Raw genomic sequence first — 25,812 nt, forward strand, 5'->3', positions numbered from 1 at the left:
ACGAGTATAACTCGTTAATGATTGTGACAGCAGCCTGCCAGATTATTAATAATCGGGCAGTCTGCGCCCTCGTTGCCCGGGCATTGTTCCGCTAGCGCCAATAATCGTTGGCGCATCTCCTCCAGTTCAGTGATATGCCGCTCAATATCTGCCACTTTCTGCAGCGTGCGTGCTTTTACATCCGCGCTATGGCGGGCGGGATCATTGAATAAAGTGACCAGTTCACGGCATTCATCAAGAGTGAACCCCACCAGACGTGCCTGGCGCAGCAGCGTTAGCTCTTCAAGATGTTTGGTACTGTAACTGCGATAACCGTTATCGGTACGGATCGGTGCCGTTACCAAGCCTTTTTCTTCATAAAAACGAATGGCCTTGCTGGTCAAACCGGTTTTTTTGGCAACATCACTGATATTCATTTTTCCTCCTTGACCTTACCCTTGCGGGAAGGTTTAAGCTTCTCTTCAATGATACACCTAAGTTTACCGACTCGCCCTATTCACCGTATGACGAGTCTATCCCTATACCGTTATCTTGTTATCAGGAACCAGTCTATGTCACAGATTACCGTACTGGCGTTACAGGGCCTTTCCTGTATGCATTGTGCGCAACGGGTGAAAACAGCCCTGGAAAGCCGCACTGATGTCGAACAAGCAGAAGTGAATGTTCACTATGCCAAAGTAACGGGGAGCGCCCCGGCAACAGCATTAATCGACAGTGTTGTTGATGCTGGTTATCAGGCTAAAGTGGCCACGCAAGCAGATACCGAACTACAACTCTCCGGTCTCTCCTGTATGCACTGTGTGGGTAGCGCTCGTAAAGCACTGGAAGCACTGCCGGGTGTGATCGCCGCTGAGGTCACTCTTGAAGCGGCTAAAATCTACGGAGATACACCCGCAGAACAACTCATCGCGGCCATTGAACAGGCTGGGTATCACGCCACTCTGGCGGGGGAAAAGCTGGCAGGGGAAAACATTTCAGGAGAAAACATTGCAGGAGAAAAACATCACCCAAAAACTGAGCCGCTGACTGAATCTACCCCAACATTGCCGGAATCCCAGGCAGCGGCTCCCTCTTCCCCTCCGGTAACGGATACTGATGATGACAGTATTCAGTTGTTACTCAGCGGTATGACCTGCGCCAGTTGTGTCAACAAAGTCCAGCAGGCGTTGCAGAATGTCCCCGGGGTGACAACCGCACGGGTCAATTTAGCCGAACGCAGTGCACTGATTAGCGGCCATGCTGAGCCCAATGCCTTGGTGGCGGCAGTAGAAAAAGCCGGCTATGGTGCAGAACTGATTGCAGATGAAACTGAGCGTCGAGAGCGCCAGCAGCAGACGGCACAAGCCAGTATGAAGCGCTTCAGATGGCAGGCCGCCTTGGCGCTGGCACTCGGCGTTCCACTTATGGCTTGGGGCGTATTCGGTGGCAGTATGTCGCTAACACCAGAAACCCAGCGCCCGTGGATGATAGTCGGCATAATTACCTTGGTTGTGATGGTGTTGGCGGGTGGCCATTTTTACCGTAATGCCTGGCGCGCACTGATAAATGGCAGCGCCACCATGGATACACTGGTCGCCTTAGGCACCGGTGCAGCCTGGCTGTATTCCATTAGCGTTAATATTTGGCCGGAGTTCTTCCCCATGGAGGCCCGCCACCTTTATTACGAAGCCAGTGCAATGATTATCGGCTTGATTAATCTGGGCCACGCCATGGAACAACGGGCTCGGCAGCGATCTTCCCAAGCACTGGAACGCTTGTTGGATCTCACCCCCCCTAGCGCCCGAGTGGTCACTGAACAGGGGGAGAAAAGCATCCCGCTGGCAGAGGTGCAGTTGGGGATGACATTGCGGCTAACCACCGGTGACCGCATTCCTGTGGATGGTAAAATCATTCAGGGGGAGCTGTGGGTGGATGAAGCGATGTTGACCGGGGAGGCGATTCCACAGCAAAAAGGTGTGGGCGATACGGTACATGCCGGTACCGTGGTGGATGATGGCAGTGTGCTGTTCCACGCCGAGGCAGTCGGCAGCAAAACCACGCTAGCACGGATTATTAAACTGGTGCGTCAGGCGCAAAGTAGCAAGCCAGCCATCGGTCAGTTGGCTGACAAAATTTCGGCGGTGTTTGTGCCAACGGTGGTGGTGATCGCCTTGTTCAGTGCCGCTATCTGGTACTTTTTTGGCCCGCAACCTCAAGTGGTCTATACCCTGGTGATTGCCACCACCGTGCTGATTATTGCCTGCCCTTGTGCCTTGGGGTTGGCTACCCCCATGTCGATCATCGCTGGTGTGGGCCGTGCCGCAGAGTTCGGTGTGCTGGTGCGTGACGCTGATGCGCTGCAACAAGCCAGCAATCTCGATACGCTGGTGTTCGATAAAACCGGTACGCTGACGGAAGGCCAACCACGAGTGATGGAGATCATTACCTTTAACCAAGTGGACCAACAGCAAGCATTGAGTTGGGCCGCCGCGTTAGAGCAGGGAGCAAACCATCCGTTGGCCCGCGCGATTACGGAGCAGGCTAAAGGGCTGAGTTTACCGGTTGTCGAACAGTTCCGTACCTTGCGTGGAGCCGGTGTTAGCGGTGAGGTGGCTGGCGTGACATTGCTGTTGGGCAATACCCGGCTATTGCAGGAAAACCAGATCAATACGTCCCCCTTTGAGCAACAGATACAACAACAAGCAGAGCGTGGCATCACCCCTGTATTGCTAGCAGCCAATGGCAAACCGGCGGCCTTGTTTGCTATCCGCGACCCGTTGCGCGCTGACAGCGTTAGCGCCTTGCAGCGTCTGCATCAGCAAGGTTATCAGTTGGTGATGTTAACCGGTGATAACCCCCTCACTGCCAATGCGATTGCCAAAGAAGCAGGCATTGACCGGGTGATTGCCGGTGTCATGCCAGAAGGCAAAGCAGACGCTATCAAGCAACTGCAAGCTCAAGGACACCGGGTAGCCATGGTGGGGGATGGCATCAACGATGCCCCGGCACTGGCGCAAGCTGACGTGGGGATCGCCATGGGTGGCGGCAGTGATATCGCCATTGAAACCGCCGCCATTACGTTAATGCGCCATAGTTTGCACGGTGTTGCTGACGCTCTGGCGTTATCAAAAGCCACACTGCGTAATATGAAGCAGAATCTGCTGGGGGCATTTATCTACAATACGCTCGGTATTCCCATTGCCGCCGGTATCCTGTACCCCATGACAGGTACATTGCTCAGCCCAGTGATTGCTGGGGCGGCAATGGCGCTCTCTTCGATTACTGTGGTCAGTAACGCCAACCGGTTATTGCGCTTTAAACCAAGGTCATAGACTGAAAAAGTGTCTGCGATACGTGCCCTTGGCTTTCTTGTTCGGTCGTTAGCGTTTAGCATAAGAAAAGTCTTCCCCCTGCCCGGTTTTCGGGCAGGGAAAATCAGGAGCTATACGGCATGGGGCAATGGCTGCACCGCATCAAAAACTTTCTTGGTCTGCTCCCACCTCGGGCCTACACCTATCCGGCGGTGGATATGACGTTATCCGGCGGCAGGCAACTGCATCTGGTTGGTAGCATTCATATGGGGACCAGCAATATGTCACCGTTACCCCCCTACCTAATGACGCAGTTGCGTCAGGCTGATGCGTTGATCGTTGAAGCCGATATCAGCAGCCATACCCCATCCCCTTTTGGTGGTGGTGAAGTATGCCAACCGCTAGAACAGCGCCTTTCCCAGCAAGAATTCCATTGTTTACAGGCGTTATGTCAAGAGATCGGCGCCGATGCCACTACCTTTGCTACGCTGCCTGCCTGGCAAGTGGCGTTGATGATGCAGGCGCAACAAGCACAATTATTAGGATTACGTGCCGAGTACGGTATTGATTACCAGCTATTGCAAAGCGCCAAAGCACAGCAGATAGCGGTGATTGAGCTTGAAGGTGCCGCAGAGCAACTGGCCATGCTGGAACAATTACCCCAAGGTGGGCTAGGATTATTGCAAGACACGTTGGAGCATTGGCGTACTAATGCCCGTTTGCTACAAACCATGGTGAGCTGGTGGCTGGATAGCAAGCCAAATGCCTTACCGGAAGCACTACCTGCTACTTTTAGTGCCGAGTTATATGACCTATTGATGCATTGCCGTAATCGCCACTGGCAACAAAAGTTGCAAGCCTTACCAGCAGGTAACTATGTGGTGGCGGTGGGGGCTTTGCATCTATACGGTGATGGTAATTTGCCTGCACTGTTACAGGAAGGCTTGGCATAACTGGTATTGATATTCTATTTCTCTTTATTTTGGGGCATAAGATTATGACACCGGCAGTGGTTCTGCTTGAAAAACAAAAAATCCCGTTCGCGCTACATAGCTATCATCACGATAGTGAAGAAACCAATTTTGGTGACGAGGTAGTAAAGAAACTGGGGCTAAATGCCCAACAGGTCTATAAAACACTGCTCGTCTCCCTGAATGGGGACAGCAAAAATCTGGCGGTAGCCGTCACACCGGTAGCCACTCAATTGGATCTGAAAAAGGTCGCCAAAGCCTTAGGGGCCAAAAAAGCCGAAATGGCTGACCCGCTACTGGCTCAACGGGTGACGGGATATCTGGTGGGGGGGATCAGTCCGTTAGGGCAAAAGAAGCGTTTACCTACGGTGATCGACGCACCAGCGCAGCAATTTGCTACGATCTTTGTTTCTGGGGGCAAGCGTGGGCTGGATATTGAATTGGCGGCCAATGACCTCTGCCGTTTGTTATCGGGCTCTTTTGCCGAGATCGCCAAGCGGGATTAAAACTGAAAGGGCTGCTATTGCAGCGCAAAGTGATGCTCAATCTGTTGAATAGGTTATCCTAGATTACCGCATCTAACGCCATTACACGTTGAGGGTAATGCAACTGGGCATGATACGGAACGCCGACACGCCGTAAACCCCTCCCTGGGGGCTCGTATCGCGCATCCGTGCGCTCCACGGTCGGCTAACCTGCATCATGCCCATTCGAAGCAAAAACGCCTTACATTCAATTTAGTTATAAACTATTTCGCCCTTGGGCTCATAAGCGGCGGCATCCAGCGGTGAGTGAGTCTCAATATACTGTTTCAAGACTTCCGCATCGATAAAACCGGTATTGACGTAACTTGGCAGGGTATCAACCTTCGGATAGCCATCACCACCCAATGCGTTAAAACTCAGGGTTGCCATGCGATAGGTTTTATCTGCCTGTAGGGGTTCTCCCTTGATTTTTACCTTGCTGACCCCTTTACCGTCTGCCACCAAACTCACATTGGCAAACTGCGCATAGGCACCGGAGTCGACCTTCATATTAGCGACCACCGCCAAGTACTGCTCAACTTCACGGCCTTTCATATCCACATAGACCAGCGTATTGCCGAAGGGCTGCACCTTAAGCACGTTTTTGTAGGTAATATCACCAGCCTCAATGGAATCACGCACGCCACCGCCGCTCATTACGGCAAAATCGGCATTGGCCCTTGTCATTTGTGCCGCCAATAACACCCGGGAAAGGTTGGTCTGTACAAAACGGACTTTACTGCGATCCCCCTCCAACCGACCATTAACGCTGCCAATCTTCACTTCCAGTTGGGTCTGGCCTTTATCCTGGAAAGGCGTTAATAACTTGACCATGGCAGGATCTTTGGTAATTTCCTGCGTGTAATAGACACGCTCGCTGCTGCCATCGGCTTTTTCGACCTTTTTCTTCAAGTTAACCGGGATCAACTGATAATTCATCAGTGTCAGTTCACCATTGCGAAACTGAAAATCAGCACGGCCAACGTACTTACCCCATTCATGAGCCTGTACGATCCAGGTCCCATTTTGGCGATCCGGCGCGCAAGGCGTTCCGGGCACGTAATCCACCTGTTTATGATTTTCACTCGCCATACAGAGCGGGTCCTGCGAATGTCCGCCGACAATCAAGTCCAGGTACCCCGCAGGCAGGCTACGGGCCATTTCCACATCCCCCGGGGCATTGGAGCCATGGTTGCCATTATCATAGTGCCCCATATGGGTTGCGGCGATAATCACATCCGGTTTTTCATCCTGGCGTAACTGCTCTACCACCTGTTTAGCTTCCAGCGCAGGCACGCGGAATTCAATATCGGTAAAATACTCTGGGTTGCCGATTTTTGCGGTGTCATCAGTGGTCAGGCCAATAACGGCAATCTTCACCCCTTGTTTGTCGAATAGCGCATAAGGTGCAAACAACCGCTGCTGAGTACTTTTCTGATAAATATTGGCGGATAACAACGGGAAGGAAGCCCACTTTTGCTGCTGGCGCAATACACTGAGTGGATTATCAAATTCATGGTTGCCAATCGCCATCGCGTCATAACCAATCAGCGTCATACCACGAAAATCAGGTTCAGCATCCTGTAAATCAGACTCCGGTACACCGGTATTGATATCGCCACCGGATAATAACAGAACACTCCCCCCTTTAGCGGCCACTTCCTGGCGAATGCTATCCACCAGCGTTTTCTGTGCGGCCAAACCATATTCGTCATAGTCGTTCTGCCAAAAATGGCCATGATGATCGTTGGTATGCAAGATAGTGATATCGTAAGTTCTGTCTTTTTCCCAGGCATTGGCCGTTGCACAAAACAGCGCTAGGGAAACCAGCAGCCCATAAGTCGTGGTTTGAAGTGAAAAACGCATGGCAATTCTCCATTGTAAAAAATGGCGACCTCGGTGAGGTCAAAATTGTAACGTAAATTGACCATATGGGTTTCAAAATTTTGCTACTTACGTCAAATTGTGTCGCTGTAATCTCACTTACTGGAGATAATTGATACGATTACTGTTGGTCATTTACACTGAAGGTAACATTGACAACGTTGTCGAAGGAAAGATCAACGGGTTAAACTATCCACCTCACAATTAATTACCAGGCTAAATTATAATATGACTGATCGTTCTGAAGCGACCATGCCACCGGTAAAAAACAAAGCGGGAACCGGGACTGCTTTCTCTATTCTTGGTGCTATCAGTGTTTCTCACCTGCTCAACGATATGCTCCAATCGCTTATTATGGCGATTTATCCGATCCTGCAAGCAGACTTCAACCTCAGTTTCACGCAAATTGGTATCATTACCTTAACCTATCAATTCAGCGCATCGCTGCTGCAGCCATTAGTGGGTCATTACACCGATAAGCATCCTCAGCCCTATTCGCTCCCCATCGGCATGGGGTTCACCCTCTCTGGTTTGCTACTGCTGGCAAACGCCAATACTTTCCCACTCGTCTTGTTAGCTGCCGCCTTGGTGGGCACAGGGTCATCGATATTCCACCCTGAATCATCCCGTGTTGCGCGCATGGCCTCGGGTGGGCGCTATGGTCTGGCCCAGTCACTGTTCCAGGTGGGGGGGAATTTTGGCAGTTCACTTGGTCCGCTGTTGGCGGCGCTGGTGATCGCCCCCTATGGCAAAGGGAATGTTGGCTGGTTTTCTCTGGCGGCATTGCTGGCGATTGTCGTACTGCTGCAAGTGAGCAAATGGTATCAACATCAGCACCGGATGGCGAAAAGCAAACCTAAATCGGCTTCCTTGGTCACCGCGCTACCACGACGTACTATCGTCGTTTCTCTATCCATCCTGTTGCTGCTGGTTTTTTCCAAATCTTTCTATTTAGCCAGCATCACCAGCTATTACACCTTTTATTTGATACAGAAGTTTGATGTTTCGGTGCAAAATGCTCAGTTACATTTGTTTGCCTTCCTATTTGCCGTCGCGGTGGGCACTCTGATTGGCGGGCCTTTAGGGGATAAGATCGGGCGTAAATATGTTATTTGGGGGTCGATCCTCGGTGTGGCACCCTTTACCCTCGCTTTACCCTACGCTTCTCTTTACTGGACGGGGATTTTAACCGTTATTATTGGCCTGATTTTGGCCTCTGCTTTCTCGGCCATTCTGGTTTATGCGCAAGAATTAGTTCCAGCTAAAGTGGGGATGATCTCGGGCTTATTCTTCGGTTTTTCTTTTGGTATTGGTGGCTTAGGCGCTGCGGTGCTTGGTTTCGTCGCGGATGTTACCAGCATCGACTTGGTTTTCATAATCTGCTCATTTCTACCACTTATTGGGATTGTCACAGCATTACTACCAAATGTTGAACACAAGCACTAAACTCCCGCTAAAAACCCGGTTTAGACAGCCATTTAAACCGGGTCATTCACTATAAAAATCAATTTTTTATCCATGATAACCATAAAAAACCACAATTAAGGGATTAAAATAGCATAAAATCCTTATTTATCTAACTAACCTGAAATTAACTAAGTAATTTCAATGAAAACACACTATAATAAGTTACCCATCACCATTCAAACGATAGAGGGCCCCATGTACACCGCCCCTCTCGCTTAAATGGCGATAGTTTCATTTTTTCATACACTTTCTTTATCTATTTTTTGCGTAATATACCCAAAATAATTCGAGTTGCTTGTAGGCGGCAAGCGATGGAAGCCCTAGGAGCATAGCTGACTATGTGACTAGGGTGACAGAGTGCAGCTAACACCCAAGCAGCTTGAAGTATGAAGAGTATACAACCGAAAGGAGTCTGGATGCATCATCACACCCCCTTGATCTCCACCATTGTTGGAGGATTAGTACTTGCCTTCCTCTTTGGTATGCTGGCTAACCGTCTGCGCATCTCCCCCCTGGTGGGTTACCTTGCCGCAGGGGTGCTCGCGGGGCCTTTTACCCCCGGTTTTGTCGCTGATACCTCTCTGGCACCAGAACTGGCGGAAATAGGCGTGATCCTGCTGATGTTCGGTGTTGGCCTCCATTTCTCTCTTAAAGATCTTCTGGCGGTAAAATCCATCGCCATTCCCGGTGCCATCGTACAAATTGCTGTGGCCACTGTGCTGGGGATCGGGTTATCCAAACTGATGGGCTGGGATCTGATTGCCGGCCTGGTCTTTGGCTTGTGTCTATCCACCGCCAGTACCGTGGTACTGCTACGGGCATTAGAAGAACGGCAACTGATTGACAGCCAACGAGGGCAAATTGCCATTGGCTGGTTAATTGTAGAAGATTTAGCCATGGTGTTAGCGCTAGTGCTGTTACCGGCATTCAGTAATATGCTTAAGAGCGATACCGCCAGCACCACGCAATTACTCAGCGAGTTGGCGATCACCATTGGCAAAGTGGTTGCTTTTATCGCTTTGATGATTATTGTCGGCCGCCGACTGGTCCCCTGGATCCTAGCGAGAACCGCCAGTACCGGTTCTCGTGAACTCTTTACCTTGGCTGTTCTGGCCCTAGCATTGGGTATTGCTTACGGCGCGGTCGGTTTTTTCGATGTCTCATTCGCACTCGGCGCCTTTTTTGCCGGTATGGTGTTGAATGAATCAGAGCTGAGCCATCGAGCCGCCCATGATACCTTGCCATTGCGCGATGCTTTTGCCGTGCTGTTCTTCGTCTCTGTCGGTATGCTGTTTGATCCGATGATCCTGATTCAGGAGCCGTTGGCGGTGCTGGCAACGCTGACCATTATCCTGTTTGGCAAATCGATAGCAGCCTTTGCGCTGGTGAGAATATTTGGTCACTCCAAGCGCACTGCACTGACGATTTCTGTCAGCTTGGCACAAATCGGGGAGTTTGCCTTTATCCTTGCCGGGTTGGGGATTTCACTCGGCATGCTGGACCCCCATGGCCGCAATCTGGTTCTTGCCGGTGCAATTCTGTCAATTATGCTTAACCCGCTGATGTTTAGTTTATTAGAACGTTATCTGGCTAAAACCGAGACCATCGAAGATCAGAGCCTCGAAGAAGCAGTAGAAGAAGAGAAGCAGATCCCGGTAGATATGTGTAGCCATGCGTTGATCGTCGGTTGTGATCGCGTCGGGCACTTGCTCGCCAACAAACTGACTAAAGAAGGGATTCCTCTGGTGGTGGTTGAAAATAGCCGCAGTAAAGTGGAGGCCCTGCGTGAGCAAGGGTTCAAAGCGGTACTCGGTAATGCCGCCAATCCGGAAATCATGGAGCTGGCCAGGCTCGATTGCGCCCGTTGGTTATTGCTGACCATCCCCAACAGTTATGAAGCCGGTGAGATAGTGGCTGCCGCGCGACTTAAACAACCGGATATCGAAATTATTGTACGTGCGCATTATGATGATGAACTCGATTATCTGACTGAACAGGGTGCCAATCAGATAGTCATGGGGGAATTCGAGGTTGCCAGCAGCATGTTAAATAGCTTCCAATTTGCGATACCGATAACTGCAGAGGCCGCCAAAGCGTAAGCCAGTTGCCGTTATACCCCGGCTTAAGGATAAGCCGGGGCACGCAGCAAACAACGCCCACTTGCAACCAATCACAGCCCTTTAGCGACTAACTCCTGCAGCAGATCAATATGCGCCGCATCATCATTAAGCGCTGGAATATATTCAAATTTCTCCCCGCCTGCTGCCAGGAATATCTCCCGGTTCTGCTCTTTGATCTCCTCTAAGGTTTCCAGACAATCCACAGAAAAGCCAGGGCAAATCACTTGGATATGTTTCACCCCTTGAGCTGGCAGACTTTTCAGTGTTTCATCCGTATAGGGCGTCAGCCAAGGCTCGCGACCAAAACGCGACTGATAAGTCATCATCATGCGGTCCGCGCCCAGAGAGAGCCGTGCCGCTAATGCACGGTAGGTATCCTCACAACGTTGCGGGTAATCATCCCCCAAGTGTGCATAACGTTTCGGGATGCCATGAAATGACACCACAAGTCTATCAGGCTGCCCATGCTGGACAAACGCCTGAGCGACACTCTGTTGCAGGGCACGGATATAAGCCGGGTGCTCAGCATAGTCGCGGATAAACGTCAGCGAAGGCAGACGGCGGTAATTTTTCAATACCCGCGCCACGCCATCCCAAACCGCTGCACTGGTAGAACAGGAGTATTGCGGATACAACGGCAATACCACCAAATTGGTGACCCCCTGTGCCAATAGGTTATCGATTGCCGATGCCAGGCTCGGTGAGCCATAACACATGCCCAATTCCACTGGCGTATTGGGCATACGCGCCGCCAGTTGCTGCTGTTGGCGGCGGCTATACACTAACAGTGGTGACCCCTCATCCATCCAGATGGATTGGTACAACTTTGCTACACGCGCCGAACGGAGTGGTAAAATTACCCCATTGAGCAGTGGCCACCAGAGCAGCGGTGAGGTATCAACGACACGCCGGTCACTGAGAAACTCTTTCAGGTAGCGCTTTACCGCTTTAGGCGTTGGTGCTTCTGCTGTCCCCAGATTCACCAGTAATACCCCATGTTTCTCTTGTTTCATCACAGTTTCCCTTTCCGGCTAATATCTTGTTAATTAGGCCTATTGTAGTAGAAAAGCACTTGATGGGGCTTAGGTATATCGCAATATGCCATCACTTGAGGTTTTTGAGAAAAGCTTTAGTGGAGGGAAAAGGCGTACAGTGCTTGCTATGGCAGATCACACACGCCTGATCAAACGGGTCATGATTGCGTCAGGCAATCATGACCAACAAAGAAACCGATAAAGATTAATTAGCCCAGAATGGTCGCTAATTCACTGCTCACTTCGGTGACTTTGCGCGTACCATCAATTTTGTGATAAGCGGTGTTGCCAGCATCAGCCTCTTGGTGATAGTAAGAGACCAGCGGTGCCGTCATCTGGTGATATTCAACCAGACGCTTACGGACCGTTTCTTCTTGGTCATCTTTGCGCGTGGTGAGTTCTTCGCCAGTCACATCGTCTTTTCCTTCCACCTTCGGTGGATTGAATTTGGTGTGATAAACACGACCTGATGGCGCATGTACACGGCGACCCACGATACGATCAATGATCAGTTCGTCCGGTACATCAAACTCCAGCACATAATCCACCTTAATGCCGGCCTCTTTCATCGCGTCAGCCTGCGGAATAGTGCGCGGGAAACCGTCCAACAGAAAACCATTACGGCAATCCTGTTGAGTGATACGCTCTTTGACCAGCGCGATCACCAGTTCATCGGTTACCAGCTTACCGGCATCCATAATTTCTTTCGCCTGCTTGCCCAGTTCCGAGCCGGCCTTCACGGCTGCACGCAACATATCACCGGTGGAAATTTGCGGGATACCGTACTTTTCCATGATAAATTGAGCCTGAGTACCTTTACCTGCGCCCGGAGCGCCCAGCAGAATGATACGCATTGCGTAAATCCCCTCACTATGTATTTTCCCTTGACCTTGCAAGCGTTAACTTGAAGTTTATCGGGCTTGAGTTTTTATAAAATTGCGGAAACGCTCAACCTTATCATTTCTGGTGGGGGTGGCTCAAGGAGATGGTAGGAATTCGGACGGGTAAATATCCCGCCGCTATTCAGATTACCGTATTTCACTGAAAGAGCGGCGGGAACCATTACCAAGCAGACAAATATCAGGCAGACAAGAGTTTATTCATCAAGCGGATAAACTGGTTTGGATCTTCCAGTGTGCCACGCTCTGCTAACAGTGCCTGATCCAGCAGCAAGTCGATCCACTCAGCAAACAGTGCGTTATCGCCAATATCCGCTGCGCGTTTGACCAAGGCATGATCCGGGTTCAATTCGAAGATATACTTCACCTCTGGTGCAGGTTGACCAGCCGCAGCAAACAGTTTCGCCATCTGGGTGCTCATTTCATCGGCTTCAGTGGTGACGATCGCTGGCGTGTCGGTCAAGCGATGTGTCAAACGCACTTCTTTCACCCGCTCACCCAACAAAGTTTTGACCCGCTCGATAAACGGCTCCAGTTGTTTCTCTGCTTCTTTCTGCTCTTCGGTTTCATCCGCCAGTTTATCCAGCGCTTCATCCGCTTTGCTGACAGACTGGAACGGTTTACCGTCGAACTCGGTCAGATAGCTCATCATCCATTCGTCAATACGATCAGAAAGCAGCAGGACTTCAATGCCTTTCTTACGCAGCAGTTCCAGGTGTGGGCTGCTCTTGGCGGCGGCATAGCTGTCGGCGGTGATGTAGTAAATCTTCTCTTGGCCTTCAATCATGCGGCCAATATACTCTTCCAGCGACACGGTTTGCGCCGAGCTGTCGCTATGCGTAGAAGCAAAGCGCAACAGTTTAGCAATAGCTTCCTTATTGTTGCTGTCTTCCCCTGGCCCCTCTTTCATCACCAAGCCAAACTGTTGCCAGAATGTCTGATAGGCTTCGGCGTCATCTTTTGCCAATTTTTCCAGCATCTGCAGTACACGTTTGGTCAACGCAGCACGCAAGCTCTGGGTAACACGGTTATCCTGCAAAATCTCACGGGAAATGTTCAATGGCAAATCGTTGGAGTCTATCAGCCCACGGACAAAACGCAGGTAGTTAGGCATAAACTGCTCGGCATCATCCATAATAAACACACGCTGAACATACAGTTTCAGACCGTGCTTATGATCCCGATTCCACATATCCCAAGGTGCACGAGCCGGGATATACAGCAGGCTGGTATATTCCTGCTTACCTTCTACCCGGTTGTGGCTCCAGACCAGCGGATCAGTGAAGTCATGAGCAATGTGCTTATAGAACTCTTTGTACTCTTCATCCGTCACATCGGATTTGCTGCAGGTCCACAACGCTTGCGCCTTGTTGATCTTCTCCCAAGTGACCGTATCGTCTTCTTCATTCTTGGTTTCGATTTCAACCGGCAACGCAATGTGATCGGAATATTTGCCGATCACCGAACGCAAACGCCAGCCATCAAGGTATTCCTCTTCACCAGGACGCAGATGTAGAGTAATTTCAGTGCCACGTTCCGCTTTGTCGATATCGGCAATGGTGTAATCACCTTCCCCTGCAGACTCCCAGAACACCCCTTTATCCGAACGATCCCCGGCAGCGCGAGTACGGACAGTGACTTTATCTGCCACGATAAATGACGAATAAAAACCGACACCAAACTGGCCGATCAGTTGACTGTCTTTCGCCTGTTCGGAACCGATCGACTCCAGAAAAGCTTTAGTCCCTGACTTGGCAATGGTTCCCAGGTTCTCAATCACCTCGTCACGGGTCATACCAATGCCGTTATCAGCAATGGTCAGGGTATGCTTATCTTTGTCAAAAGAGACGCGCACGCGCAGTTCACCATCACCTTCATACAGTTCTGGCTGAGAAAGCGCCCGGAAACGCAGCTTGTCAGCCGCATCGGATGCGTTAGAAATCAGCTCACGCAGGAAGATTTCTTTATTGGAGTAGAGCGAATGAATCATCAAATGAAGCAGTTGTTTAACTTCAGACTGGAATCCGCGGGTTTCTTGACCTTTCATACTCATTGATTACCTCAATAGCCAATAGTGTTATACCCGATACCTTTCAATTGGTTCATGACCGTTGTTGATGCTTAAATCCACCCAAGATTGAAGTGAACTGAAGCAGTTAACGCCATCACCGCTTGAAAGACGCAGGGAATATGACCAAATCGAACAATGAGGATTAAGTGGGGTTAACCATGAGGTTTTTCAAGCGACTGTGCGGTTTTTTTTGTGGGTTATCTCGAAGCCGGGCTGCACATTGCCCGGCTGAAAATATCAAAACTTGATCACATGCCGCCCAGCCAGAGAGTGGGACAGCGTGGTACCGTCGACCATTTCAAGTTCTCCGCCAACCGGAACGCCATGAGCAATACGGCTAGCAACCACGCCATATTGGCTACACATCTCGGCAATATAGTTGGCCGTGGCGTCCCCTTCCACCGTCGGGTTGGTGGCCAGGATCACTTCACTGATGGTCTCTTTCTCTAACCGCTGCTCCAGCCGGTCAAGGCCAATATCACCAGGGCCAATACCATCCAGCGGTGACAGATGCCCCATCAGCACAAAGTAGCGCCCGGCAAATTGCCCGGTCTGCTCAATGGCATAAATATCCGCTGGGCTCTCTACCACGCAAATCTGGCCGTTTTGCTGACGGCGCGAGTTATTGCAGATGGTGCAGGTATCCTGTTCGGTAAAGGTGCGGCAGTCAGCGCAGTGCCCCACCTCAGACATTGCGCGGGTCAAAGCCTGAGCCAAGCGCATGCCACCACTGCGATCACGCTGCAACAGTTGAAATGCCATGCGCTGCGCCGACTTAGGACCCACACCGGGTAGGCAACGCAACGCCTCCATCAAGGATTCAAGGAGCGGGCTGGTTTGCATCAGAACGGCATCTTAAAGCCTGGTGGCAACTGCATACCGTTAGAAACCGACGCCATCTTCTCTTTTTGCGTTTCTTCTACACGGCGTGCTGCATCATTGAATGCAGCGGCAATCAAATCTTCCAGCATCTCTTTGTCGTCTTCTTCCAGCAGGCTGGGGTCGATCTCAACACGGCGGCAGTTATGCGCACCATTAATGGTCACTTTCACCATGCCAGCACCTGATTCACCCGTAACTTCCAACCGGGCAACTTCTTCCTGCATCTGCTGCATTTTTTCCTGCATCTGCTGGGCTTGCTTCATCAGATTACCCAAACCACCTTTACCAAACATAGTCGTCTCTCATTGCATGGGCGCACACTGGGCGCCGTGTTAAATGGGGCGAATACTCTCTTCATCCAGATCGGCGTCAAAAAAACGACACAGTGTCTGAATATGGGTATCCGCAATTATAGACTGACGAGCCTGCGCCAGTTTTTCTTCATAAATGGCTTGCCGCCACTCCAACGGAGTCCGTTCTGCTGGATTATCGTCTTCCACTACAGTGAGTTCAACCGTGCTACCGTGCAATTCACTGAGTGCATCCGCCAACGTTCTTTGCGCCGTAGAAGAGTTCAAATGGCGTTGGGTAGAACGTAAGTGAAGACAAATACTACCCGGAGCCAACTGTTGTTTAAAGGAGTTCAATGCCAGTTGCTGCACCAGTTTAGGTATCTTCAGTTGTTCAATTTCTGCCGCCCAAGGATCACGCTTGAGCGACTCAACCACCAGTTTAGCTGACAACTCGGGGGTCTTTTCATGTTCCAGGGCGGTACGCAGGGCTTTTGGTGTCGCCAACGGCTCCTGGGGAGCCTCCGGTTCAGTTTGTGCGCGCCAGCGATAGGCTTCTGGCTTCGCAGGTTTTTCTGCTACCCGCTTTTCCGCCTGGCGCTGCTGACTACGCTCAGTCACTGCAGCCAACCGCTCCAGTGCTGAGTTCGCCGGCCGCCCATTTATTGGTGCAGCCGGCTCACTCTTTTTTGCGGTGGATGCCCCCTGTTGCCGCAGCAACTGGGTGCGCGCTTTCAATAATTGCGCGGTGGCATCCGGTAAATTTGTCTGTTGTTGGCTCTGTGCTGGTCGCGTCTGCCCTAACGGCGGAGGCATATCCCCCCCTTCGGCGTACTGCTCAGGCCTACTATGATTTTCAGTAGGTACTGACGATGCTGGCGCTGGAACAGTCGGCGCTCTGCTCACAGGATCAGGGATTACCGCTTTGGGGTGAAAGGCCAACGCACGTAACAGGGTCATTTCAACCCCCATACGGCGATCAGGTGCTAAAGGCAGCTCTTTACGGCCAATCAGCAACGTTTGGTAATAAAGCTGTACTTCTGTGGGGGGTAGCAGGCGCGCCAATTCACGCAACCGCTGTTCAACAACCGCATAGTGGTTGTCCAACACCGATGGCAGCAATTGCAGCATGGCGATACGATGCAGCAACGCCAAGGTTTCCACCAGAAGACTTTCCCAATCCACACCACGCGAAGCAGCCTGTGCCACCTGGGCCATCACTTTTTCACCGTCAGCATGAACCAAGGCTTCCAGAATGGCCAAGGGTTGTTCATCATCCAACGTTCCTAGCATCTGGCTGACGGTATCACTACTCACCTGCCCTTGCCCCATGGCAATGGCCTGATCAGTCAGGCTGAGGGCATCACGCATACTGCCGTCAGCAGCACGAGCCAGCAGTTGCAGCGCTCGGGTGTCACTGGTGATGTGCTCTGCCTGCAGGATGGTTTCCAATTGAGTCCGGATCTGATCAACGTCCATCGCTTTCAAATGGAATTGCAAGCAACGAGACAAGATAGTCACTGGCAGTTTCTGCGGATCCGTGGTGGCCAGTAAAAATTTAACATGTGCCGGTGGCTCTTCCAGCGTTTTCAACAAAGCGTTGAAGCTATGACGCGAAAGCATGTGGACTTCGTCAATCAGGTAAACCTTAAAACGACCGCGCGCCGGGGCATATTGTACGTTATCCAGCAAGTCGCGGGTGTCTTCCACTTTAGTTCTGGAGGCGGCGTCAATCTCGATCAAATCGACAAAGCGGCCCTGCTCAATCTCACGGCAATTATCACATTGACCACAAGGTGTTGCCGTGATGCCCGTTTCGCAATTCAGGCACTTGGCCAATATGCGGGCAATAGTGGTTTTACCGACACCACGGGTACCAGAGAACAGATAAGCATGGTGGAGCCTCCCAAGCTTGAGGCCATTAGTCAGCGCCGTCAGGACATGTTCTTGTCCAACGACATCGGCAAATGTTTGAGGGCGCCACTTACGGGCAAGAACCTGATAGCTCATTAACACCGGAGAAGTCGAGTAATATGAGGGGTTATGCTAACACAGGGCCACACTGATAGGCGAGGGTGTTTATACCTGCGCCAGGACTATGCGGTCATGTTCTCTTTGAGCAAATCTGAAATGTCACCCATTGTCCTATCGGGAGAATATTTGATGGCAAAAGTGATAATTCACATGAGCCACAAAAAACGTGCTCCCCCAGAGCATGTGGGAATCGGTCAGCCGTCATAGACATTACGCAAATTGGTGATCGAAGAAGGACGATGACGCGAACATTGTCGCAAAATCACCCGAATTTACCGTAGGTTCTCCGTTGCTTGACTGCATCAGAGAGGTTACACCTGATACCATTAAAACTATCGGGTTGGCGATGTTGAATACGGTTATTTCTTACTCGCTCAGTCCTAAATAATAGGAAACATAAACAGAAAAGGTCCGCATTTCTGCGAACCTTTTCTGTATAACTCTATCGATCGTCCTCGGGGGGAAGCATGGCTACTAACTAAGCTGCCAACTAACAAGTCCCGGGGCTAGTGATGCCAGTATAAGGATCTTTGACGATGCCGTCAAACTACATAAAGAATAGTCTCTCTGTTGCTAGAATCGAGGCTTATGAAGCCTTTGTCGGTGGCTCGCCAGGCTTAATGCAGACTGAGAAAGCGCTGAACCTCTATATGTGGAATACTCTGTTTTGCATTGATAGGGAATACAGAGCCATTACCCATCAAGCTGCAGGGTTAGATGTCTGCAACTTGACGGGTGTCGGAGATCAATCAGTGACCAGCGAAATCAACCAGGCAGTAACAATCGATTCCCAGATTGTTAAGGCGCGCTTCACCGCCAAGATCCGGTAAGTTGATAATAAATGCTGCATCTTCCACGATGCCACCGAGGCGACGAATCAAGGTGGCCGTGGCTTCAATGGTACCGCCGGTCGCCAACAGATCATCAATCACCAGCACCTTATCGCCAGCCGTAATGGCATCGGTGTGGATTTCCAGTTTATCGGTACCATACTCGAGCTCATAACTTTCACTTATTGTAGCTCGTGGCAATTTACCCGGTTTACGCACGGGCACAAAACCGACACCCAGAGCCAATGCTACCGGTGCACCAAACAGGAAACCACGCGCTTCAGTCCCCACCACTTTGGTTACCCCCTTATCAAGGTAACGCTCAACCAACAGCTCAATACTGGACGCATAGGCCAGCGGGTTTTCCAATAAACTGGTCACATCGCGGAACAAAATACCCGGCTTCGGATAGTCAGGTATGGTTTTGATACTCTCTTTAATAAACTGAAGCTGCTGCGCAGTCTTGTCCATAGTTATTGCCTGATAATACATGCTGATATACCCGTTCTGCTGAAATACTGAAGCAACTGGCATGACAACGGGTATACTTCCACACAGGCTCTCAACTGCCTTGCCATCAACTCAAAATGGCGGCAGGAAACCTGCACACGAAAACGCCCAAATCTATGCAAAATACGCGATAAATGCAACTGAGAGCGTACAATCAGCACGTTTTTTGTTGCGATAGGTCAATAAGCATCAGGATAATCACCATCATGGCGCAACAAGCCGTGTTTATAGGCTTTTTTTGCAACTGGCACTTGGGTATAAGGAGCCACCGTGAGTACACAACGCTTATTACAAACGCTTGAACAGCAGATAACCGCTTTAGCCAACAACATTCAGCCACAAGGCGATATGCCGATTCCACAGGCGCGATTTGATGTTGCCCTTTTCTCCAATCGCGGTACCCGGCTGCGTGATTATTTAGCCGAAATACAGAAGAACTTTGCCCAATTACAAATGGCAGTAAAAGATAACCGTACCGCCCAAGTGGCTTTTCTGGCTGAAAGATTGGTCGCTCAGATCACGGCTTTACAACGTGAACTGGCCACCTTGGTGTTACGGCGTAAAAATCAGCCCAAAGTGATGGGTGAGGTGGATATCTATCATAAACTTGCAGAACATCAGGACTATGAACGCCGTCTGGTGAGTATGATCCAAGATCGCGAAAGTCTGTTAGGTGCCCAAACAACCCTCGCGGCACAGAAAAAATTGCAGCAGGAAGTGGCAGCGATAGAAGGCAGATTATTACGTTGCAGGCAGGCATTAACACGAATTGAGCGCAGTATTGCGCGTAAAGAAAACAATTTTTGAAGATTTATCACATTAATTTAATGATTCTCCCCCACTGCAACATAAGTTTATTATACTTTGCTACAGATTATTCTCAGTACTTCCCAACCTAAGGTTGGGAAGTACGACACTTTGACACATGAAAACGTTGGATATATGCCACTGGAAAATGCCTCGCCAGAACTGCAACTGGCGGTAGATTTGATTTATCTGCTCGAATGCAACGAGATAGACCCGGTCACAGCGCTGGCTGCACTGGACATTGTCAGAAAAGATTACCAGCAGAAGATACTGCAATCACGCCGGGCGAAACCGTATTTATCTGCCGACCCGTAGGCCTCTGCCAGACTACGAGGCGGTTTGAGTATCACTCTCTGGATCTGGTCTCAGCCCACGTTTCACTTCTTGCACTTCATTACCCTGGCGGTTATGTAAATAAACTTCCAATTGGTTAAACGCAATATTAATACCATTCTCTCGGCACAAACGATCAATGGCTCGGTTCAGCTCATCCACCGTGTAACTACGGTCACGCAATTCCCGCACATACAGACGCAGCTCATGATCCAGAGTACTGGGGCCAAAACTCAGGAAGAATACGGCAGGCTCAGGATCCGTCATAACCAGTGGGTTTTCTTGCGCCGCTTGCAACAGCACCGCTTTAACCTTATCCAGGTCAGAACCATAAGCTACCCCGACCTTGATCAGTACTCGAGTAATCGTATCTGATAGAGACCAGTTGATCAGCCTCTCGGTGACAAACGCTTTATTGGGAATAATCACTTCCTTGCGATCAAAATCGACAATAGTCGTCGCACGGATGCGGATCTTGCTAACTGAGCCAGAGAAGGTACCGATGGTGATGGTGTCACCAATACGCACCGGGCGCTCAAACAGAATAATCAAGCCAGAAACAAAGTTGGCAAATATTTCCTGTAAACCAAAACCCAACCCCACCGAAAGTGCCGCCACCAGCCATTGTAACTTGTCCCATGATACACCTAACGACCCCAAAGCAGTGATGGTACCCACCGCCGTAATCAGATAGGTCAGCATCGTGGTAATCGCATAAGAGGTGCCGGTTCGTAGTTGTAGCCGTGATAGCACCAGCACTTCCAACAAACCGGGTAAATTGCGCGTCATGACATAAGCAACAATCACCGCAATGATAGCCACCATGAAATTCCCCAAGGTCACGGCTTTCGGTATCACGCTACCAGCGACACTACTGGTGTAATGCCACAGACTGATGCTATCGAGATAGGAAATAACGGTTACCAGGTCTGACCAAATCCCATAGAAGGCACTGGCGAAAATCAGAAATAACACCATGGTACTCAGGCGCAGAGATTGCTGGTTGATTTGCTCCAACGCTAAGGGCGTTTCTTCAACCGGTTCAATCCCTTCGGCACCCTCTTTCTCTTTCGCCAGATTCTGGCGGCGCGCAACAGCGCGACGATAAGCCAGACGACGGGCGGCGACGCTCAAACCACGGATCACAGCCTGATAGACGATATTCCACAAGAAGAATAGATACAGGCTGTCAATCCAACGCCCAGCCAATTGCAACGCGGTATAAAAATACCCCATAAACATCAACCCCAGCAGAATGAGTGGGGTCACCGCCAATGCAGTCACTACCAACAATCTTACTGCATGGTTATTTTTTTCACGCCAACTGTTACGGCAAATAGGATACATCAATACCGTTAGCAGGGATAAAGTCAGGATCACCACCACCTGGCCGATAACATCATCAACCAGTTTGGAGGGATTTTTTTCGCCCAGTATGGACCAGAAAATCAGCGGTAATAACGTCAAGCCAAGCTTGATACACTGGCGACGGTAGTGGTTACAAAGGTCAAGTTTGGCATTAAAATGGCGCTGATAAATACCTCCCGGGGCCAAGAGGCGAAAAATCAAGGCAAATACCAGCCATAGCAGCGCGAGCTGTCGTGACAGTGCCCAAATAAAGTCACTAATGCTAATCTCTGCACAATAGAACCAAAACCCGGTACCCAGTATCAAAAGTACCCCAGGCAACACTTGTAATAATGTCAGCGCAATGGCTTTTGGGGTATGGAGTTGGCTGTCACGTTTTAACTGCCCAATATCATTGGTCAGTTTTTTCAAATAGTTATTAATGGCACGATTACGCCAACGCAATAGGCCAATCACTATCACCATAGGAATCAGGAAAACGGCTGACTTTTCGGCTCCCAATACCATTTGGTCGGTGTCGAACTTGAAATCCAGCCGGGCAAACTGATCTTTTAGCGCCCCCGGCATCGCTTCCAGCCAGGCTAAATCAATCGGCTTATTGCTGTTAACCCAGAAAATCTGTTGGGTAAGGGTATGTTGCATCGCGGTATAGACACTGGTCAGTTGCTGTTGATTAACCTGCAAGGTGATAGCCAGCGACAACTGATTATTAAGTTGCTTATTGAGTTGATCGAGCAACTCACGGCGCATAACAATAATATCGTTTAGCGCATCACTCGCATCACTATCGGCTTTTTCTTTGCTGTTAGCCAGCAGTTGGTTGACAAAGTCATCCCCTTTGAACAACGCATCACGCTGCTGGTTGACTTCAAATTGTTCCAGGCGTAAATCTGCGATATGAGCACTCAAATCTGTCACCAAGGTTTTAGGGGGCAGATTTTGCTGCTGTTGATACAGGATGCGTGACAGTACCAAACTCCCCCGTAATACCTGGATCTGTTCCTTCAGGTTCTGTGCTGATTGCAAGCCGCGATCCAGCCAGTTTTTTACCTGAATATTTTGCTGAAACAGTGTATTACTCTCTTCCGTGGCTGTAATCAGCCGCTGACTGATTTTACGGTTGATATCCAGTTGATTACTAACCAGCTTAATGCTTTGTGTATCTGTGGCATCTTCTGGGGCTTGCGCTTCTTTCGCCGTTTTTTCTGACAGCGTCAACCGCTTGCTATTCACCACTTCCTGCAATATCTGGACCTGATGATCTAAAGCATCAATACGTAACGTGGTGTAATCACGCTGCTTCTGCAAAATATCCTGTAAAGTCGTATTCGCCTCCAACCTTCTGCGTTGTAACTCCAACTCCGCATTAATCAGCGATTGTTCGGTCATCAGCATCACTTGCTGACTGTTACGTAAAGGTTGCTGCCCTGGCGTTTGTGCACTGAGAAGATTGCGTATCTCCTGCAAGCGCTGAGAAGCCGTATACATACTGCTTTGTACACGTTCAGGCTGTGTCTGCAAAGAAACCAGTTGGCTGCTATAGGTCGAGAGGTTTTGCTGCTCACCCTGGAGGTCATCCAGGGTTTTATACAGGCGTTGCTCCAACTGGCGTAATGAAAGAGGCACCAATTCTGCCCGCGTTGCCGCTTCATCATTGGTGGTACTTTTCAGTATGTCGAGATCTTTAAGTATCGACTGTAACTTTGCCGGCGCTTGCTGAAGTTGCTGCTTAAGCTGATTACCTTCCTGCTTGGTACGTTCCAGCGTATCGAGTATTTCTAGCGTGCGGATCAAATCCTGTTGGGAAAGTTTATCCACCTCAGTCAGGTTTTGTTGTTTGTTCAACGCATCAAGTTGGCTCTGGACTTCGCTGCGAGCAGGAATTTCACTCGCTTGCGCGAAAACACCTAGCGGCAAACACAGCGCTATCAGCAATAACAGAAAAGGAACCAGGCCAGGGAAAACAGGCCCCCGGGCGTAACGAAAAGCAACTTGGTAGTAATAGATGATTGGCCTGCAACTCATGGCTTAATGTCATTCAACAATGAAGTCTCAAGATTAGCATGATCACAGGCTGACAATGAATAATAAAAATGTAGCGGGGGATGACCGGTTAAAATTCCAACAGAAATCAGAAGGTCAATACCTTATCAGCAGCCAGGGTCCACTGCCCCAACTCCAACAATGTGCCAATCTCAACACCATCAACCAAGGATAACTGGCTAACCGCGCGCGCATCAGCACAAGTCTTACATAACTTCACCGGTACCTGTTGCGCGGTAAGTATTTCCAGCATTTGTTGCAAATTATACCCTTCACGCGGCTGTTGCCCTGCGATGCCGGCCACAACAGCATCGGACATTAAAAACAGTTTCAGGCACAGCTCAGGTTGCTGCTCTTTTAAGGTAATAGCCAAACGCAGTGCATTAAACAGTGATTCCTGACCGTAAGCTGCACCATTGGCAATCAGTAACAGGGATGACATAGAAGTTCTCCTTATTCAGTTTGTAGGTCTGCCGATAGCGACGATTTTACCCGCAAAGAGGGGCACAGTTGCACCATTTCAAGGAAAACATCCACAAAGGCGCTGGCATCAGCTTTCAGATCAAAACTTTCTGGCAGAAATAGCCAATTTTCCATCAGCCCGGTGATATAGGCACGTAGTACCACCGCAGCTCGGCGCGTATGCAGATCAGCAGGAAGCTGACCACGAGCGATGCTATTATGCAGGACCCGTTCGATACGTTCATAGCTTTCAAGGTAAAGCACCTTACGTGCATCATGCACTGGCACCATTTCACCAATAAACTCACATTTGTGAAAAATGATCTCCATTAAGGCGCGGCGACGACTGTCATCGACTGTCGCAATCAAAACGTAAATCAAAATTTCCTTTAAAATACGTAGTGGATTATCTGGAAACTTTGTTTGATACTCTAACTCTAAATCCCCTATTTTCGAATCTGATTGCTGCCAAATTTCGTTAAATAGGTCTACCTTATTTTTGAAGTGCCAATAAATTGCACCGCGAGTGACCCCTGCCGCAGTAGCAATATCGGTCAAAGAGGTGGCTGAAACGCCGCGCTCAGAAAACTCTCTCACAGCGGCATCCAGGATCTGTAGTCGCGTTTCTTGTGCTTGTTGTTTAGTTTTTCGTGCCATAGCATTGTTTTTTTAAGAGTGTGTGACTTACATACATTCGCGAATGTATGTATTATAGCACCCACAAAATATTAACGCAGCAATGGGTTTTTCAAGCTGTGATCCATTGATCATTTTGAAATCGAACACTTGAGGTTTTTCTATGAACAAAAACAGAGGGTTAATGCCTCTGGCGGCAATTATCATGCTTTCAGGCAGCTTAGTGCTTACAGGATGTGACAACAAAGACGCCCAATCCGGTGGTCAACGCCCAATGCCTTCTGTAGGGGTAGTGACACTGAAAGGAGAGCCGCTCAATATCACAACAGACCTACCTGGCCGTACTGCCGCCTATCGCATTGCCGAAGTTCGCCCTCAGGTCAATGGCATTATTCTGAAGCGCAACTTTGTTGAAGGCAGTGATATCAAAGCAGGTGTTTCACTGTATCAAATTGATCCCGCCACCTATCAGGCTGCCTATGACAGCACCAAGGGGGATCTGGCCAAAGCGCAAGCCGCTGCAGATATCGCCCGCCTGACAGTCAACCGTTATAAACCGTTGCTGGGCACCAATTACATCAGTAAACAGGACTACGATACCGCCATTTCTAACCAGTTACAGGCCAATGCTGCGGTAGTCGCGGCTAAAGCTGCGGTGGAAAGTGCGCGTATTAACCTGGCTTATACCAAGGTGAGCTCGCCGATTTCTGGGCGCATCGGGCTATCTACCGTGACTGAAGGGGCGCTGGTGACCAGTGGTCAGGCAACTGCACTGTCCACCGTACAACAGTTGGATCCCATGTATGTGGATGTCACCCAATCAAGTAACGATTACCTGCGTTTAAAGCAAGAGCTGGCCGACGGCAGCCTGCAACAAGAGAACGGTAAAGCCAAAGTAAGATTACTGTTTGAGAACGGGCAAGCATATGCTCAAGAAGGCACGCTGGAGTTCTCCGATGTCACCGTGGATGAAACCACCGGTTCTATCACCATCCGCGCTATCTTTCCTAACCCCGATAATACACTGTTACCCGGTATGTTTGTACGAGCCCGCCTGGATGAAGGGGTGCGCAACGATGCCTTACTGGTACCACAACAGGGAGTTACCCGTAACCCACGGGGTGAGGCAACCGCACTGGTTGTTGGGGCGAATAATAAAGTGGAGCAGCGTATCTTGACCGCCGAGCAAGCTATTGGTGATAAATGGCTGGTCACCGCTGGCCTAAAGGCTGGTGACCGCGTGATTGTTACCGGGCTACAAAAGATCAAACCCGGGGTTGAGGTGAAAGCACAAGAAGTTGATAGCCAGGCAGCCACACAGGCACCCTCTGAACCCGCTAAGAAGTGATAAAAAGGA

The 25,812-nt window shown here is 50.0% G+C and carries 20 protein-coding genes and 1 other annotated feature; of the genes, 8 read left to right on the forward strand and 12 right to left on the reverse strand.

Going from position 1 to position 25,812, the window contains the following annotated elements; all coding sequences use genetic code 11:
* Positions 1–14: 14 nt before the first annotated feature.
* A complete protein-coding gene (gene cueR, locus ACX9GV_RS13375; RefSeq protein WP_473195864.1) occupies positions 15–416 on the reverse strand; it encodes a Cu(I)-responsive transcriptional regulator in 402 nt (133 codons plus the stop codon).
* 135 nt (positions 417–551) lie between these two features.
* On the opposite strand from cueR, the gene copA reads away from it, so the two are divergent.
* The 3 genes from copA (at position 552) to ybaK (ending at position 4,767) form a co-directional block, all read left to right on the forward strand.
* A complete protein-coding gene (copA, locus tag ACX9GV_RS13380) occupies positions 552–3,311 on the forward strand; it encodes a copper-exporting P-type ATPase CopA (protein ID WP_473195865.1) in 2,760 nt (919 codons plus the stop codon).
* A 119-nt stretch (positions 3,312–3,430) separates the two neighbouring features.
* Positions 3,431–4,243 (forward strand): TraB/GumN family protein, encoded by an 813-nt coding sequence (locus tag ACX9GV_RS13385; protein ID WP_473195866.1) that lies wholly within the window; start codon positions 3,431–3,433, stop codon positions 4,241–4,243.
* A 44-nt stretch (positions 4,244–4,287) separates the two neighbouring features.
* Positions 4,288–4,767 (forward strand): Cys-tRNA(Pro)/Cys-tRNA(Cys) deacylase YbaK, encoded by a 480-nt coding sequence (ybaK, locus tag ACX9GV_RS13390; RefSeq protein ID WP_473195867.1) that lies wholly within the window; start codon positions 4,288–4,290, stop codon positions 4,765–4,767.
* Between the two features lie 231 nt (positions 4,768–4,998).
* Here ybaK and ushA read toward each other — a convergent pair whose 3' ends face one another.
* Positions 4,999–6,651 (reverse strand): bifunctional UDP-sugar hydrolase/5'-nucleotidase UshA, encoded by a 1,653-nt coding sequence (gene ushA / locus ACX9GV_RS13395; protein WP_473195868.1) that lies wholly within the window; start codon positions 6,649–6,651, stop codon positions 4,999–5,001.
* Between the two features lie 246 nt (positions 6,652–6,897).
* On the opposite strand from ushA, the gene ACX9GV_RS13400 reads away from it, so the two are divergent.
* Positions 6,898–8,115: an MFS transporter gene (locus ACX9GV_RS13400; RefSeq protein ID WP_473195869.1), complete on the forward strand. Its 1,218-nt coding sequence runs from the start codon at positions 6,898–6,900 to the stop codon at positions 8,113–8,115.
* Positions 8,116–8,552: 437 nt separating this feature from the next.
* Positions 8,553–10,235, forward strand: coding sequence for a YbaL family putative K(+) efflux transporter (gene ybaL / locus ACX9GV_RS13405; RefSeq protein ID WP_473195870.1), 1,683 nt, complete (start codon positions 8,553–8,555; stop codon positions 10,233–10,235).
* 71 nt (positions 10,236–10,306) lie between these two features.
* Here ybaL and hemH read toward each other — a convergent pair whose 3' ends face one another.
* The 7 genes from hemH to apt all read right to left on the reverse strand — a co-directional run bounded on the left by hemH (position 10,307) and on the right by apt (position 18,767).
* Entirely contained in the window at positions 10,307–11,269 is a 963-nt protein-coding gene (hemH, locus tag ACX9GV_RS13410; RefSeq protein WP_473195871.1) for a ferrochelatase, read from the reverse strand.
* A 230-nt stretch (positions 11,270–11,499) separates the two neighbouring features.
* Positions 11,500–12,144 carry an adenylate kinase gene (gene adk / locus ACX9GV_RS13415; protein ID WP_023491019.1) on the reverse strand — a complete coding sequence of 215 codons (645 nt, stop codon included), beginning with the start codon at positions 12,142–12,144 and terminating at the stop codon, positions 11,500–11,502.
* 226 nt (positions 12,145–12,370) lie between these two features.
* Positions 12,371–14,236 carry a molecular chaperone HtpG gene (htpG, locus tag ACX9GV_RS13420; RefSeq protein ID WP_473198039.1) on the reverse strand — a complete coding sequence of 622 codons (1,866 nt, stop codon included), beginning with the start codon at positions 14,234–14,236 and terminating at the stop codon, positions 12,371–12,373.
* 261 nt (positions 14,237–14,497) lie between these two features.
* Positions 14,498–15,103: a recombination mediator RecR gene (gene recR, locus ACX9GV_RS13425; RefSeq protein ID WP_023491022.1), complete on the reverse strand. Its 606-nt coding sequence runs from the start codon at positions 15,101–15,103 to the stop codon at positions 14,498–14,500.
* Positions 15,103–15,435 carry a YbaB/EbfC family nucleoid-associated protein gene (locus tag ACX9GV_RS13430; protein ID WP_023491023.1) on the reverse strand — a complete coding sequence of 111 codons (333 nt, stop codon included), beginning with the start codon at positions 15,433–15,435 and terminating at the stop codon, positions 15,103–15,105. The genes recR and ACX9GV_RS13430 overlap by 1 nt, the downstream gene beginning before the upstream one ends.
* Before the next feature lie 39 nt (positions 15,436–15,474).
* A complete protein-coding gene (dnaX, locus tag ACX9GV_RS13435) occupies positions 15,475–17,442 on the reverse strand; it encodes a DNA polymerase III subunit gamma/tau (RefSeq protein ID WP_473195872.1) in 1,968 nt (655 codons plus the stop codon).
* Positions 16,078–16,142: a sequence feature (DnaX frameshifting element), on the reverse strand. It overlaps the preceding gene by 65 nt.
* A 773-nt stretch (positions 17,443–18,215) precedes the next feature.
* Positions 18,216–18,767, reverse strand: coding sequence for an adenine phosphoribosyltransferase (apt, locus tag ACX9GV_RS13440; protein WP_023491028.1), 552 nt, complete (start codon positions 18,765–18,767; stop codon positions 18,216–18,218).
* Between the two features lie 309 nt (positions 18,768–19,076).
* Here apt and priC point away from each other — a divergent pair, with 309 nt between their 5' ends.
* Together priC and rsmS are read left to right on the forward strand one after the other, a co-directional pair.
* On the forward strand, positions 19,077–19,613 hold the full coding sequence (gene priC, locus ACX9GV_RS13445; protein ID WP_473195873.1) for a primosomal replication protein PriC: 537 nt from the start codon (positions 19,077–19,079) through the stop codon (positions 19,611–19,613).
* A 135-nt stretch (positions 19,614–19,748) separates the two neighbouring features.
* Entirely contained in the window at positions 19,749–19,928 is a 180-nt protein-coding gene (rsmS, locus tag ACX9GV_RS13450) for a pleiotropic regulatory protein RsmS (RefSeq protein ID WP_037383619.1), read from the forward strand.
* A 12-nt stretch (positions 19,929–19,940) separates the two neighbouring features.
* Here the strand turns inward: rsmS and mscK are convergent, their stop codons facing one another.
* The 3 genes from mscK to acrR all read right to left on the reverse strand — a co-directional run bounded on the left by mscK (position 19,941) and on the right by acrR (position 24,476).
* Positions 19,941–23,339 (reverse strand): mechanosensitive channel MscK, encoded by a 3,399-nt coding sequence (gene mscK / locus ACX9GV_RS13455; protein WP_473195874.1) that lies wholly within the window; start codon positions 23,337–23,339, stop codon positions 19,941–19,943.
* 106 nt (positions 23,340–23,445) lie between these two features.
* Positions 23,446–23,799: a DsrE/DsrF/TusD sulfur relay family protein gene (locus ACX9GV_RS13460; protein WP_473195875.1), complete on the reverse strand. Its 354-nt coding sequence runs from the start codon at positions 23,797–23,799 to the stop codon at positions 23,446–23,448.
* Between the two features lie 11 nt (positions 23,800–23,810).
* On the reverse strand, positions 23,811–24,476 hold the full coding sequence (acrR, locus tag ACX9GV_RS13465) for a multidrug efflux transporter transcriptional repressor AcrR (protein WP_023491037.1): 666 nt from the start codon (positions 24,474–24,476) through the stop codon (positions 23,811–23,813).
* Between the two features lie 142 nt (positions 24,477–24,618).
* On the opposite strand from acrR, the gene ACX9GV_RS13470 reads away from it, so the two are divergent.
* Entirely contained in the window at positions 24,619–25,803 is a 1,185-nt protein-coding gene (locus tag ACX9GV_RS13470) for an efflux RND transporter periplasmic adaptor subunit (RefSeq protein ID WP_473195876.1), read from the forward strand.
* Positions 25,804–25,812: the final 9 nt, after the last annotated feature.

The organism is Serratia sp. 25CWL12 (assembly GCF_055790885.1).